Here is a 14467-nt window from a genome sequence, read left to right as displayed (position 1 = left end):
CCGGTCCCCGGGCAGTCCGAAGGGGCCCGGCACCGATGCCTTCCGGTGCCGGGCCCCTTCTCCGCGTCGGCCTCCCCGGACCCTCAACCGGAGAAGCCGACGTGCGCGAGCCGCAGCGGGCCGCGCAGCCTGATGTGGACGTCGTGGACGCCCTCGGCGACGACGCCGACGGTGAGCGAGGTGTACGTGTACGGATCCGGCGTCGGCTCGGCGAGCGTCAGCACGGTCGGCAACGGGCCGCCGTCGAGGCCGAGTTCGAGCGTGCCATGGCCCGCCACCCGTACGGTCACCTCCGTGATCCCGGCGCCGAAGTCGCAGTCCCGGTAGACGAGTTCACCCGGGCCGTCGCCCCCGGGGGTGACCGCGTCGCCCTCCGTCCTCGTGCGGTCCACGATCGCGATGTCCGACTGCTCGTCGAAGTCCGCCGCCGCCAGGCCGTGTTCGACGGCGGGCCGGGGTGCCGGGGGCTCGCCGTCCAGGACCACGGTCGTACGGAGCCGGACGTCCTCGCTGGACGCGCCGGCCAGCACCTCGTACGCACCGCCCTCCAGGCGCCGTCCGCCGCGTGCCACGTCCCAGAACTCGAAGGCGGAGAGGGGGACTTCGAAGGTCACGCCGGTCCGCTCGCCGGGGCGCAGGGTGAGCCTGCGGTGGGCGAGGAGTTCGCGGCGCGGGCGTACCGACGACGGCTCGACGGCCCGGGTGTAGAGCTGGGCCACCTCGTCCGCGGTCACGTCGCCCGTGTTGGCGACCGTGAAGGAGACCCGGAGCGTTCCGTCCGCGACCTCGGTCGCGAGGTCGGCGTAGGAGAAGGACGCGTAGGACAGGCCGTGGCCGAACGGGAAGAGCGGGGTGCCCTCGAAGTAGAGGTAGGTCTGGCGGCCGCCGAGCACGTCGTAGTCGAGCAGGTCGGGAAGGTCGGCGTCGGCCGCGTACCAGGTCTGCGGCAGCCGGCCCGCGGGGGAGACGTCTCCGGCGAGGACACGGGCGAGGGCGGTGCCGGCCGCCTGGCCGCCGTGCGCCGTCCAGAGCACGGCGGGCAGCCGGGCCGATTCCACCGCGTACGGGTACGACGACACCAGCGCCAGCACCGTGTGCGGGTTCGCGGTGCGGGCGGCACGCAGCAGGCGCTCCTGGTGCGGGGGCAGCGCCAGGGTCGTACGGTCCTCGGTCTCGCGGCCGTTGATGTGCGGGTCGTTGCCCGCGACCACCAGGACCGCGTCGGCCGCGGCGGCGACCCTGGCGACGGCGTCCGTACCCCGTTCGACGATGATCAACTCGAGGATCGAGGCGTTCCCGGCGGCAACCTTCACGCCGTCGGCGGCGACTGAGACGTGGCGACCCGTGCCGAGGTGCCGGAGGAGGTGACCGTTCTCGTGGGGTTCCAGGCGGAACGTCTCCTGGACGACCCAGCCGCCGGGCTGGTCCGCGGCGGCGCGGACGAAGCCGTCCTCGGCGACGGAGAGATACCGGCCGTCCGGGGCGCGGAGGGTCAGGACGCCCTCGCCCCAGTCGGCCAGCGCGAACTCGCTACCGGTGGCGTCGGCGGTCAGCGGCGGGAGGTCGGTGCGGCCCGCGAGCAGCGCCGGGTCCAGGGCCCCCTCGGCACCGCGCACCTCGTCGGCCGCCTCGGGGGCGGTCGGCACGTGCAGGAAGGTGCCGTCCGCGAGCCGCAGCCGGACCCGGTCCACCCCCTCCGCGAACTCCATACGCTCCGCGCCGAACCGCTCGTACAGGCCCTCCAGCGGAGTGGAGCGGTGGATCAGGGTGCCGCTGTACCAGTCGAGTTTGCACTCGTCGGCGAGCAGGCCGACCACGGCGATCCGGGCGTCGGGGGCGAGCGGCAGCAGGTCCCCGTCGTTCTTGAGGAGGACGACCGCCTGCTCGGCCGCCTCCTGGGCGAGGGTGCGGTGCGCCGTGGTGTCGAACGCGGCCGTGCCCGGATGCGGGTCCTCGTGCGGGTCGAACTCGCCGAGGCGGAAGCGGACCGAGAGCTGGCGGCGCACGGCCGTGTCGATGTCGGGTTCCGTCAACAGGCCCTGCGCCAGCGCCCCCTGCACCCGCGCGACGATCTGCGAGCTGTCCGTGCCGTGGTCGGTGAAGCTGTCGACACCGGCGAGCAGGGCGGCCGCCGTGGCCTCCTCGTGGGTGGCGAAGTAGTGCTCGTGGTCGACCAGGTTGCTGGGCGCGCCGGCGTCCGAGCAGACCAGCAGGTCCTCGTCGGTCCAGGTGCGCAACTGCTCGCGCAGGTACGGGGAGACGTGGTTGGGGCGGCCGTTGACCAGGTTGTACGCGGGCATCACCCCGGCCACCGCACCGGCCTCCACGGTCTCCCTGAAGGCGCGCAGGTCGTACTCGTGCAGCACCCGCGGGCGGACCGAGGAGGAGGAAGTCGCCCGGTCCGTCTCGTTGTTGTGGGCCAGCCAGTGCTTCAGGACGGGCGCCGTGCGCCAGTACACCGGGTGGTCGCCGCGCAGGCCGCGGGTGTAGGCGGTGGCGATGGCGGAGGTGAGCTTCGGGTCCTCGGAGTAGCCCTCCTCGTTGCGGCCCCAGAGCGGGTGGCGCAGCAGGTTGACCGTCGGGGCCCAGACGTTGAGGCCGACCCGGTCGTCGCGGGCGCGCATCGCCCGGACCTCCTTGGACACCGCCTCCCCGACCCGTCGTACGAGATCGGTGTTCCAGGTCGCGCCGAGCCCCACCGCCTGCGGGAACACCGTCGCCGGACCCATCCAGGCCACCCCGTGCAGAGCCTCCTGGCCGGTGCGGAAGGCGGCGATGCCCAGGCGCTGCACGGCGGGCGCGAACTGGTGCAGGAAGGAGACCTTCTCGAGCAGGGTGAGCCGCGCCAGCAGATCGTCGATGCGCTTCGCGAGCGGCAGGTGCGGATCGCGGAAAGGCGGCGCGGGCGGCGTTTTTGCGGTCACGTGCGGTTCCCCTTGCGATGGAGCGTCCAGGCCCTTTCGAAGCGCTTCGATGCTCATTCGGCCCATGGGTGGGTGTCAAGGGATGGTCGGCGATATTTCAAGCGGTGCATACGGACAGGTCACCCGGGATACCTCGGAGGAATCTTGGGAGCGACCCTTGTGCACCCCCGGGTGTTCACTTAACCTCGCAGCAACATCGAAGCGCTTCGACTATCCGGTCCGCCCCAGAGGGCAGCGACATGGGTCGCAGGTCGGAGGGCCGCTTCCGCTCAGCCAGTTCCACTCGAGACACCGCAGCCGACGGCCACCGCCGGGTGTCCTGGTGCGCCATGAAGGGTTGACGCAATGACGCCGAACGCCGCTTCCGCCCCCTCCGGGCCGAGCCGGAGAACTTTCCTCGCCTCCACGGCAGTCGCCACCGCAGCGGTGGCGGGCGGGATGCCGCTGCTCGCCGCCTGCGGGGCGTCGGACAGCGGTTCGGGAGGGGGCTCCTCGTCCGGCAAGGGCGCGCAGAAGCTGCTGCCGGCCTACGTCGCCAACAACGTGGTGACCCCGGACATCCCGTCGAAGAACGGCTCGTCGATCGGCTTCACCGGCAAACTCGACCTGGCGACCCTGAAGACCTCGGTCCCGAAGAAGCTCGGCAAGGGCGGCAAGGTCACCGTCATGTCGCCGTTCTGGGGCTCCCCGCCCAAGCAGGACAACCCCTACTACAACGCGATGAACGACATGATCGGCGTCGACGTCGAGTGGCAGAACCAGGACGGCAACACCTACGACCAGAAGCTGGGCGCGGTCCTCGCCTCCAGCGACGTACCGGACGTCGTCGTCATCCCGAACTGGAACATGGGCGGCAAGATACCCACCGCCATCATCAGCAAGTTCGCCGACCTCGGCCCGTACCTGTCGGGCGACAAGGTCAAGGACTACCCGAACCTCGCCGCGATCCCGACCGACGCCTGGCGGCGCTGCATCTTCGGCGGCAAGCTGCGCGGACTGCCCATGCCGGCCTCGTACGTCACCAACATCGTGCCCCTCTACCGCAAGGACATCTTCGACAAGGAGGGCTACGAGGTCCCGCGTTCGGCGGCCGAGTTCCTCTCCCTGGCCAAGGAGATCACCAACGCCAAGGCCAAGCGCTGGGCCTGCATGGACATGAAGTGGACCGCCTGGCAGATGTTCGGCGTGCTCTCCGGCAGCGAGAAGCCGCTCGGCTGGAACCTCGTCGACGGCAAGCTGATCAACCGCATCGAGACCGACGAGTACCTCGAAGCACTGGAGTGGACCCGCAAGCTCTTCGCCGCCGGGGTCGTGCACCCCGACGCCAAGCTGGGCAAGAACGCCCCCGACCCGGGCCCCAAGTTCGCGGCCGGCGAGTTCCTCGTCTACGCCCAGGACATCAGCCAGTGGTGGAGCCGCACCGCCGAACAGGCCACCCAGAACCCGGACTTCAAGATCTGGGGCATGGACGTCTACGGACACGACGGCGGAAACCCGCAGGTCTGGGCCGAACAACCGGCCGGCATCTTCGCCTTCGTCAACAAGAAGGCCTCCGAGTCCGTCATCCACGACGTGCTGGCCGTCGCCAACACCACCGCCGCGCCGTACGGCACCAAGGAGTACATGGCGACCAACTACGGCGTCGAGGGCACCCACTACACCGTCAAGAACGGCGTGCCCACCAAGACCACCCGGGGCAACAACGAGGTCATCAACGCCTACGTCATGATCGCCAGCCCCGCCGCCACCATCGCCCACCCCGACTTCCCCGACGTCGCCAAGGCCCAGGTGGAGTGGCAGCAGCGGATGGGCTCCTTCACCAGGAAGTCCAGCTTCTTCGGTCAGATGATCACCGAGCCGTCCCGTTACACCAACCTGATGGACGACTTCGAGACGCTGGAGGACGACATCACCCGGGGCCGCAAGAAGATCAGCGACATGCAGCAGGCCGTCGCCGAATGGAAGAGCAAGGGCGGCGACAAGCTGCGCGACTGGTACCAGAAGCTGCTCGACGGCAACGGTTCGGCGAGCTGACCGGGCACCGAGGCAAGGAGAACGGCCGTGTCCCACAGCACGGTGCCTCGCAGCAGGGCCGAGGCAGACGACGACGGTACGGGCAGGACCCCGGTGGCGTCCGGCGCCGCCACCGGAACCGGGAGGAGGACGGAGACCGGGAAGCTCGGCCTGCGCCTCAGATTCAGACGCGACCGCGCCCTGATCCTGATGACCCTGCCGGCGGTCCTGCTGCTCCTGGTCTTCAACTACCTGCCGATCCTCGGCAACATCGTCGCCTTCCAGGACTACGACCCGTACGTCAGCGACAACGGCATCGTCTCCATGCTGCACAGCGCATGGGTGGGTGTGGAGAACTTCCAGCAGATCTTCGCGGACTCCGCGTTCTGGAACGCGGTGAAGAACACCCTGGTGCTGTTCTTCCTGCAACTCGTGCTGTTCTTCCCGATCCCGATCGCCCTCGCGCTGCTCATCAACAGCGTGCTCCGGCCCCGGGTACGGGCGATCGCCCAGGCGGTCCTGTACCTCCCGCACTTCTTCTCCTGGGTGCTGGTCATCTCCGTCTTCCAGCAGATCTTCGGCGGCGCGGGCCTGCTGTCGCAGCTGCTGCGGCAGCACGGCTACGACGGCCTCGACATCATGACCGACCCGTCGACTTTCAAGTTCCTGGTCACGGCGGAGGGCGTCTGGAAGGACGCGGGCTGGGGGATCATCGTCTTCCTGGCGGCGCTGGCCTCGGTGAGCCCCGACCTCTACGAGGCCGCCGCCATGGACGGCGCGGGCCGCTGGCGCCGCATCTGGCACGTCACGCTCCCCGCCCTGCGCCCGGTGATCGCCCTGCTGCTGGTCCTCCGTGTCGGCGACGCCCTGACCGTCGGCTTCGAACAGATCCTCCTCCAACGCGACGCCGTGGGCCCCGGAGCCTCGGAGGTCCTCGACACCTTCGTCTGGTGGAACGGCGTCCGCAACCAGGACTTCGGCTACGCGGCCGCCGCGGGCCTCATCAAGGGCGTGGTCAGCCTCGGACTGGTCCTCGCCGCGAACAAGGTGGCCCATCTCATGGGCGAGCAGGGGGTGTACAAGAAATGACCGCCGTCGTCGACAAACCGCCGCTGCGGGAGCGGCCGCCGTCCCGGTGGGCCGCACCGCCCCGCCCCGTGTGGGAGGAGGAACCGAGCAGGGCAGGCGTCGCCGGCAAGGGCCTGGTCCTGACCCTGGCCTGCCTCGGCGTGCTCTTCCCGCTCTGGATCGTGGTCGTCACCAGCCTGTCCTCCCGCAGGACCATCGACGAGGCCGGCGGCCTGGTGATGATCCCCAAGGGCATCACCTTCGTCGCCTACCGGGAGTTGCTGAGCGGCGGCCAGGTCACCCGGGCCACGGTCATCAGCATCCTGATCACCCTCGTCGGCACGGTGTTCTCGATGACCGTGTCGGTCCTGTGCGCGTACGGCCTCTCGCGCATCGGGTCGCTAGGCCACCGCTGGTTCCTGATGCTGCTGATGGCGACGATGTTCTTCAGCGCCGGCCTGATCCCGACCTACCTGCTGGTCCAGTCCCTGGGCCTCACCGACAGCTATCTCGCCCTGATCCTCCCGAGCGCGGTGAGTGTCTTCAACATCCTCGTCCTGCGCGGGTTCTTCATGGGCATCTCGCCGGAACTGACCGACAGCGCGCGCATCGACGGCGCCGGTGACTTCCGGATCCTGTGGCAGATCGTCATGCCGCTGTCCCGGGCGGTCCTCGCGGTCATCACCCTCTTCTACGCGGTCGGGTACTGGAGCGCGTGGTTCAACGCGTCCCTGTACCTCAACGACCAGAACAAGATGCCGCTGCAGAACGTCATGATCCAGCTGGTCCAGAAGCAGCAGGCCCCGGTGGGACTCGCGCAGTCCATCAAGACGGGCGAACTGTCCGGGCTCGCCGTGCAGATGGCGGTGATGGTGATGGCGCTGCTGCCGGTGGCGGTCCTGTCGCCGTTCGTCCAGAAGCACTTCAAGAAGGGGATGCTCACGGGGGCGGTGAAGGGGTAGCCGACGTCGCCTTCGGGGCGGGGCGGCCGAGGAGCGCCGGCGACTGCCGGTGCGTGGGGGCTGGTCGCGCAGTTCCCCGCGCCCCTGACGGGGCGCTCCAGTCGCGTCGGCTACATAGCTGCGGGCAGTCGTGCCGCTGGGGCGGCACGGGTGGGCGCAGCGGCACCCGGCCAGCGCCGGTGAGCGACACCCCCCGCACCCACCCCGGCCCACCCACCAAACCCACCGAAGGTTCCCCATGCCCACCCTGAGCCGCAGAACCGTCCTCGCCGCCACCACAGCAACCGCCGCCCTCACCGCCCTCCCGATCCCCTCCGCCTCCGCGGCCGAGCCCCAGCCGCAGGCGCATGCGTACCGCTGGCGCAACGCAGTGATCGGCGGCACCGGTTTCGTCACCGGCGTCCTCTTCCACCCCACCATCCCCGGCCTCGCCTACGCCCGCACCGACATCGGCGGCGCCTACCGCTGGGACGCCCGCACCGCCCGCTGGACCCCCCTCACCGACCACCTCGGCTGGGACGACTGGAACCTCCTCGGCGTGGAGGCCCTCGCCGTCGACCCCGCCCACCCCGACCAGCTCTACCTCGCCCTCGGCACCTACGCCCAGCCCTGGGCCGGCAACGGCGCGGTCCTGCGCTCGGAGGACCGCGGCGCCACCTGGACCCGTACCGACCTCAGCGTCAGACTCGGCGCCAACGAGGACGGCCGCGGCATGGGCGAGCGCCTGCTCGTCGACCCCCGGGACAGCGACACCCTGTGGCTGGGTACCCGGCACGACGGACTCCTCAGGTCGACCGACCGCGGAGCCACCTGGGCGGCAGCCCCCGGCTTCCCGGCCATCCCGTCCGCCTCCGGACAGGGCGTCAGCCTCCTCGTCGCCGTCGGCCGTGCCGTCTACGCCGGCTGGGCGGACGGGGACGGCGGCGCGAGTGCCGTCAGTCTCTACCGCACCACCGACGGCACCGCCTGGGAGGCCGTTCCCGGTCAGCCCTCCGGCACCTCCGCCAAGGTCCCGGTCCGTGCCGCCTACGACCGCCACGCCCGCGAGCTGTACGTGACGTACGCCGACGCTCCCGGCCCCAACGGCCAGGCGGACGGCAGCGTGCACAAGCTGGCCGTGGCCGCCGGGCGGTGGACGGACGTCACCCCGGCCGTGCCCGGCGGCGGCGACACCTTCGGCTACGGCGGTGTCGCCGTCGACGCCCGCCGGCCCGGCACCGTCGTCGTCTCGACGAACAACCGGTGGACAGCCGTGGACACCCTCTACCGGACCACCGACGGCGGCCGCACCTGGATCTCCCTCAAGGACTCCGCCGTCTTCGACGTGTCGGAGACCCCCTTCCTGAAGTGGGGTGCGGACCAGCCCAAGTTCGGCTGGTGGATCCAGGCCGTGGCCGTGGACCCGTACGACTCGCGGCACATCGTCTACGGCACCGGCGCCACCCTCTACGGCACCCGTGACCTCGTCCACTGGGCCCCGCGGATCCGGGGTCTGGAGGAGACGGCCGTGCGCCAGCTGATCTCGCCCCCGGTCGGGAAGGCGCATCTGATCAGCGGGCTCGGCGACATCGGCGTGATGTACCACGAGCGGCTCACGGCGTCTCCGTCCCGCGGTATGGCCTCGAACCCCGTGTTCGGGTCGGCGACGGGGCTCGCGCAGGCCGCGGGCAGGCCCGAGTACGTGGTCCGCACCGGCTGGGGAGACAACGGCAACGGCGCCTTCTCGGACGACGGAGGCCGGACCTGGGCGCCCTTCGCCGCCCAGCCCTCCCTCGCCCACGACGCACCGGGGCCGATCGCCGCCAACGCCGACGGCAGCGTGCTGCTGTGGTCCTTCGTGCACTGGGACGGGACCAGGTACCCCGCCCACCGGTCGGACGACAACGGCGCCACCTGGACCGAGATCTCCTCCTTCCCGAAGGGCGCCACGCCGGTCGCCGACCCGGCCGACCCGACGCTCTTCTACGCATACGACACCGACACAGGAACGCTACAAGCCAGCACTGACAGTGGCCGTACCTTCACGGCGCGTGCGACCGGGCTGCCCGCGGGCGACAGCCAGTTCCAGCTGGTCGCGGCCCCGGGCAGGTCCGGTGACCTGTGGCTGAGCGTCAAGTGGAACGGGCTGTACCGGTCCACCGACGGCGGCACCACCTTCACCAGGGTCGCCAGCTGCTGGGCCGCCTACACCCTCGGTTTCGGTAAGGCCGCCGACGGCGCCGGCTACCCGGCGGTCTACCTCGTCGGCTCCACGGAGTCCATCACGGCCGTCTACCGCTCCGACGACGAGGCCGGCACCTGGGTCCGCATCAACGACGACCGACACCAGTGGGGCTGGACCGGGCAGGCCGTCACCGGCGACCCGCGCGTCCACGGCCGGGTCTACCTGGCCACCAACGGACGAGGCATCCAGTACGGGGACCCCGTCCGATGACCGCCGGACGAAAGCCGCCGGGCCTCTCCGACGCCACCCGCGGCCGGATCCTCTTCGGCGGCGACTACAACCCCGAGCAGTGGCCCGAGGAGACCTGGCAGGAGGACGTCCGGCTGATGACGTCCGCCGGCGTCAACTCCGTGACCATGGGCGTCTTCTCCTGGGCGCGGCTCGAACCGCGGCCGGGGGAGCGGGACTTCGACTGGCTGGACCGGCTGATGGACCTGATGCACGACCACGGCATCGGCGTCGTCCTCGCCACCCCCACCGCGGCACCGCCGCCGTGGCTGGGGCGGCTGCACCCGGACACCCTGCCCCGGGACGCCGACGGGCGCACCGAATGGTGGGGCGGCCGCCAGCACTTCTCGCACTCCAGCGCCACCTACCGCCGGTACGCCGCCGCCGTCACCGAGGACCTCGCCGCCCGCTACGCCGGCCACCCCGCCCTCACGATGTGGCACATCAACAACGAGTACTGCACCTTCGACTACGGCGACGAGGCAGCCGCCGCCTTCCGCCGCTGGCTGCGCGACCGCCACGGCACCCTCGACGCCCTCAACTCCGCCTGGGGAACGGCCTTCTGGAGTCAGGGCTACGACACCTGGGACGGCATCCTGCCGCCGCGCCACGCCCACTACCTGAAGAACCCCACCCAGGTGCTGGACTTCCGCCGCTTCACCTCCGACATGCTCCTGGAGTGCTACACGGCCGAACGGGACATCGTCGCCCGGCACACCCCGCACATCCCGGTGACCACCAACTTCATGCCGCTCTGGATGGGCCAGGACGCCTGGCGCTGGGCCGCCGAGGAGGACGTCGTCTCCGTCGATCTGTACCCCGACCCGCGGGACCCGCTGGGCGCGCAGCACGGCGCGCTCGTCCACGACCTCACCCGCTCCCAGGCGCGCGGCCCCTGGATGCTCATGGAGCAGGCCGCCGGGCCGGTCAACTGGCGCGGGGTGAACCATCCCAAGCCCCGCGGCCTCAACCGCCAGTGGTCCCTCCAGGCGGTGGCCCGGGGCGCGGACGCCGTCTGCTACTTCCAGTGGCGGCAGTCGAGGCAGGGCGCGGAGAAGTTCCACTCCGGGATGGTCAGCCACGCGGGGGAGGAGGGCCGTACCTACCAGGAGGTCAAGCGACTCGGATCCGAACTGACCGCCATCGGTGCCGAGGTGACCGAACGTCACGTCACTGCGGACATCGCGATCCTCCACGACTGGCACTCCTGGTGGGCCGGCGCCCACGAAGGCCGGCTCTCCACCGAGGTGGACCTCCCGGACGTCCTGCACGCCTGGCACCGGGCCCTGTGGGAGTCGAACCTCACCACCGACTTCGCCCACCCCGAACACGACCTGTCCTCCTACAAGGTGGTCGTCGTCCCGCAGCTCTACCTCCTCACCGACTCCGCGATCGGCAACCTCCTCGCCTACGTCCGCGGCGGCGGCACCCTGGTCAGCGGCTTCCTGACCGGTATCGCCGACGAGGACGACCGGATCCGCCCCGGCGGCATGGACGCACGGCTGCGCGAGCTGTTCGGTATCCGCGTCCTGCACGAGTGGTGGCCGCTGGACGCGGGGGAGACCGTCGCCTGCGAGGGCTTCCGCGGAACCCTCTGGTCGGAGGAGATCGAGGCCGCGCCCGCGGTCTCCGAGACCGTGCCGTACCGGGGCGGGGAACTCGACGGGCGGCCGGCCGTGCTGCGCAACGGGCGCGCCTGGTACGTCTCCACGCTCCCGGAGCCGGAGGCGCTGCGCGAACTGCTCGGCCGGATCGCGGCGGACGCGGGGGTGCGCCCGGTGCTCGACGGCCTGCCCGTCGGCGTCGAGGCGGTCCGCCGGGGTGAGCTGCTGTTCCTGTTCAACCACGGGCGTGATGAGGTGAAGATCTCCCTCATGGGAACGCATCGAGATCTGCTGACCGGTAGGACCGTCACCGGCGAGACCGTCCTCGGCCGCTACGGCGTGGCGGTGCTCAAGCCATGACCGTCACCGGCACGACCGAAGAAGCCACCGGCCCCGTCCACGGCACCTGGGAGCCCGCCCCGGCCGCCCGCTGGGAGGACGCCTTCCTGAGCGGCAACGGCCACCACGGCGTCCTCGCGTTCGGCGATCCGAACGACGACCGTGTCATCGTCACCCATCACACCCTGGTCCGCCCGAACGGCGGCGAACACGCCCGCCCGCCGCGTCTGGCGGCCGAACTCGCGGGCGTGCAGGACAGGTTGCTCGCCGGGGAGCCGGCCGCCGCCGAGAGCTTCACCGACGGCCGCCCGCTCCAGTGGGTCCAGCCCTTCCACCCCGCCTTCCAGATCCGGCTGCGCAGAACGCACGGCCGGCCGGACGGCTACCGCCGCTCCGTCGACTTCACCTCCGGCGAGGTCACCGCCACCACCGCCGACCGGACCAGCAGGGTCTTCGTCTCCCGCGCGGACGACGTGATCGTGCAGCAGGTCACCGGCACCGCCGACCTCGACATCGCCCTCGACCACCGGCTCCCCGGCGCCCCGCCCGGCCTGGGCGTCGGCCACGGCGCCCTGCGCACCCCCGAGGGCGCCCTGCTCAGCCTCCGCGCCCGCTACCCCGGCAGCGACCGCGCCTACACCGGCGTCACCCTCGTCGCCGTCACCGGCGGTACCACCGAACTCGTCCCGCCGGGCGTCCGCGTCACCGGCGCCGAGTCCGTCCTCCTCCTCACCCGCGTCCGACGCCACACCGGCGAACTCGACGTGACCGCCGAGGCCCGCGAACTGGGCGACCTGCTCGCCGACCGGCCGTCGTACGACGCGCTGCTCGCCCGCCACCTCGGCCCGCACCGCACCGCCTACACCCGCGTCACCCTCGACCTGGCCGCCGACCCGGCCGAACGCACGCTGCCAGGATCCGAGTTGCTCAAGGGATCGGCCGAGGCAGCCCTTCTGGAACGGCTCTTCGCCGCCGGCCGCTATCACCTGCTCTCCGCCTCCGGCCTCAACCCGCCCCGCCTGACCGGCCTGTGGACCGGCGACTGGGACACCGCCTGGTCCGGTGCCTTCACCAACGACGCCAACGTCAACCTCCAGACGGCCTCGGCCGCGGCCGCCGCCCTTCCCGAAGTCACCGAGGCCTGCGCCGCACTGATCCAGCGCCAGCTCGGCGACTGGCGGGAGAACGCCCGCGCGGTGTTCGGCGCCCGGGGCGTGGTCGCGCCCGCGCACAGCGACGGCGAGTCCGGGCTGGCCTACCACTTCAGCCGGGAATACCCCCTCCATCTGTGGACGGCCGGCGCCGACTGGCTGCTCAAGCCGCTCGTCGACCACGACGAGATCCGCGGCGAGCGCGATCCGCGCACGGCGGCGGTGCTGGCCGAAGTCGCCCGGTTCTACGAGGACTTCCTCACCCGGACCGACACCGACGGCCACGTCGTGATCGTCCCCTCCTACTCGCCGGAGAACCGGCCCGCGAACGCCAGTTGGGGTGCCGTCAACGCGGCGATGGACCTCTCCGCCGCCCGGCACGCCCTGCGCACCGCGGCCGACTACCACCCTGGCCCGGACGCCGACCGCTGGCGCGCCCTCGCCGACCGGCTCCCCCCGCACCGCACCAACGCCGACGGCGCGCTCGCCGAATGGGCCCGGCCCGGCCTCGACGACAGCTACGACCACCGCCACCTCAGCCACCTCTACGGCGTCTGGCCGCTGGACGAGATCACCCCGTACGACACCCCGGAGCTCGCGGCCGCCGCCCACCGCGCGCTCGAACTGCGCGGCGCCGAGAACGACTCGGCGCACGGCCACCTGCACCACGCGTTGGTCGCGGCCCGCCTGCGGGACGGCGAGCGGGTCGGCGCCGCCCTCGACCGGGTCCTGGACGGCGACTTCTTCCACGCCTCCCTGATGAGCGCCCACTACCCGGACCGCGACGTCTACAACGCCGACGCCGCGCACACCCTGCCCGCGGTGCTCGTCGAGGCCCTCGTCCAGTCGACCCCGGACCGCCTGGTCCTGCTCCCGGCGCCGCCGCCCGCCCTGCGAACAGGCCGGCTCCACGGCGTCCGCACCCGCTTCGGAGCCGAACTCGACCTCGACTGGACCCCTGAAGGCATGCGGGCCGTCCTCAAGCCACACCGGTCGCTCCGCATCGACCTGTGGACTTCCTCCGGCCGTCGGCCGCTCGACCTCGTCGCCGGAGAAGACCACGTCCTCACCCTGGGGACGTGGTAGCCACCCGCACCTCCCCCCACCCATGGAAGGGACACCATGGCAACACGCACGCTCGGCAGGGTCGCCAAGGCCCTGATCGCCCCCGCGCTCGCGCTCGGCGCCACCGTCGGCCTCACCTCCGCCCCCGCCTCGGCCGCCGTCTGGAGCTCCTGCGACCAGTGGGGCAACACCACGCTGAACGGCTACACCCTCTACAACAACATCTGGGGCTCCGGCGCCGGCACCCAGTGCATCTGGGCCAACTCCGGCACCAACTGGGGCGTCAACGCCAACCACCCCAACACCGGCGGCATCAAGTCGTACCCCAACGCCAAGAAGGTGATCAACAAGACGATCACCTCGCTGGGTTCGCTCACCAGCAGCTACAACGTGACCGTGCCGTCCTCCGGCGCGTACAACACGTCGTACGACATCTGGGACACCGGATACGCCAACGAGATCATGCTCTGGGTCAACAAGACCGGCGCCGTCGGACCGCTCGGCACCTCGCAGGGCACGCTCACGCTGGGCAGCAACACCTGGACCGTCTACAAGGGCAACAACGGCTCGAACAACGTCTATTCGTTCATCCGGAGCTCCAACTCCACCTCCGGCACGATCGACATCCTGCCGATCCTGAAGTGGATCAAGGACACCAAGGGCTGGTTCGGCAACGTGACCATCGGTGACCTGCAGTTCGGCTTCGAGATCACGTCCTCGTCCGGCGGACTGGACTTCACCGTCAACAGCGAGAGCGTCAGCAGCAGTTGAGCCACCGGGGCGGGGGCCCCCCCCCCCCCGGGCCCCCCCGGGAGCGCGAGCCCCGTCGCCCCGGGGGCGGCCCCCGCGTTGTGGGTCGCGAGCCACATCGCCGGGCCCGGCGGGGGCT

General features: G+C 71.3%; 8 protein-coding genes. 7 read left to right on the top strand and 1 reads right to left on the bottom strand.

What is annotated here, in order from left to right:
• Positions 1-83: 83 nt before the first annotated feature.
• On the bottom strand, positions 84-2924 hold the full coding sequence (locus tag ABZ887_RS16880; RefSeq protein ID WP_361289360.1) for a glycoside hydrolase family 3 C-terminal domain-containing protein: 2841 nt from the start codon (positions 2922-2924) through the stop codon (positions 84-86).
• 345 nt (positions 2925-3269) lie between these two features.
• On the opposite strand from ABZ887_RS16880, the gene ABZ887_RS16875 reads away from it, so the two are divergent.
• From ABZ887_RS16875 to ABZ887_RS16845, 7 genes are all read left to right on the top strand, one after another.
• Positions 3270-4958, top strand: a complete 1689-nt coding sequence (locus ABZ887_RS16875; RefSeq protein ID WP_361289357.1) for an extracellular solute-binding protein — start codon at positions 3270-3272, stop codon at positions 4956-4958.
• Between the two features lie 27 nt (positions 4959-4985).
• The gene (locus ABZ887_RS16870) at positions 4986-6026 is read left to right on the top strand and encodes an ABC transporter permease subunit (protein WP_361289354.1); all 1041 of its coding nucleotides are present in this window, start codon (positions 4986-4988) and stop codon (positions 6024-6026) included.
• Positions 6023-6967, top strand: a complete 945-nt coding sequence (locus ABZ887_RS16865; protein WP_361289351.1) for a carbohydrate ABC transporter permease — start codon at positions 6023-6025, stop codon at positions 6965-6967. Before ABZ887_RS16870 ends, ABZ887_RS16865 begins: the two co-directional genes overlap by 4 nt.
• Before the next feature lie 238 nt (positions 6968-7205).
• Positions 7206-9401: a 1,4-beta-glucanase gene (locus tag ABZ887_RS16860; protein WP_361289348.1), complete on the top strand. Its 2196-nt coding sequence runs from the start codon at positions 7206-7208 to the stop codon at positions 9399-9401.
• Positions 9398-11383 carry a beta-galactosidase gene (locus ABZ887_RS16855; protein WP_361289345.1) on the top strand — a complete coding sequence of 662 codons (1986 nt, stop codon included), beginning with the start codon at positions 9398-9400 and terminating at the stop codon, positions 11381-11383. The genes ABZ887_RS16860 and ABZ887_RS16855 overlap by 4 nt, the downstream gene beginning before the upstream one ends.
• On the top strand, positions 11380-13599 hold the full coding sequence (locus tag ABZ887_RS16850) for a glycoside hydrolase N-terminal domain-containing protein (RefSeq protein ID WP_361289342.1): 2220 nt from the start codon (positions 11380-11382) through the stop codon (positions 13597-13599). Before ABZ887_RS16855 ends, ABZ887_RS16850 begins: the two co-directional genes overlap by 4 nt.
• A 36-nt stretch (positions 13600-13635) precedes the next feature.
• Positions 13636-14349, top strand: a complete 714-nt coding sequence (locus ABZ887_RS16845; protein WP_361289339.1) for a hypothetical protein — start codon at positions 13636-13638, stop codon at positions 14347-14349.
• The last annotated feature ends 118 nt before the right edge of the window (positions 14350-14467 follow it).

Origin of the sequence: Streptomyces sp. NPDC047061, assembly GCF_040643955.1 — a bacterium.
GTDB lineage: Bacteria > Actinomycetota > Actinomycetes > Streptomycetales > Streptomycetaceae > Streptomyces.
Note: the sequence above shows the minus strand (reverse complement) of the source record. Positions and strands in the feature narration are given on the sequence as shown.